Genomic DNA, 441 nt, shown 5'->3' on the forward strand with positions numbered 1-441 from the left:
GATACTCTGTTACAAGAGTCAGATTTCGTTTGCCTGATCCTGCCGTTAACTGATGAGACGCATCATCTGTTTGGCGCAGAACAATTCGCCAAAATGAAATCCTCCGCCATTTTCATTAATGCCGGACGTGGCCCGGTGGTTGATGAAAATGCACTGATTGCTGCATTGCAGAAAGGCGAAATTCACTCCGCCGGGCTGGATGTCTTCGAACAAGAGCCACTGTCCGTAGATTCGCCGTTGCTCTCAATGGCCAACGTCGTCGCAGTACCGCATATTGGATCTGCCACCCATGAGACGCGTTATGGCATGGCCGCCTGTGCCGTGGATAATTTGATTGATGCGTTACAAGGAAAGGTTGAGAAGAACTGTGTGAATCCGCACGTCGCGGACTAAGCCGCGACTGCGTGAAGTAAAGCCCGATAATCGCTCGGGCTTTTACTC

General features: G+C 51.0%; 1 protein-coding gene. It reads left to right on the forward strand.

Annotation, left to right across the window (positions count from 1 at the left end):
• On the forward strand, positions 1-393 hold a 393-nt coding region (locus WCE05_RS26045), incomplete at its 5' end, for an NAD(P)-dependent oxidoreductase (RefSeq protein ID WP_368816846.1).
• Positions 394-441: the final 48 nt, after the last annotated feature.

Source organism: Pseudomonas sp. I2 (genome assembly GCF_040984075.1).
In the GTDB taxonomy this organism is placed as follows: domain Bacteria; phylum Pseudomonadota; class Gammaproteobacteria; order Pseudomonadales; family Pseudomonadaceae; genus Aquipseudomonas; species Aquipseudomonas guariconensis_B.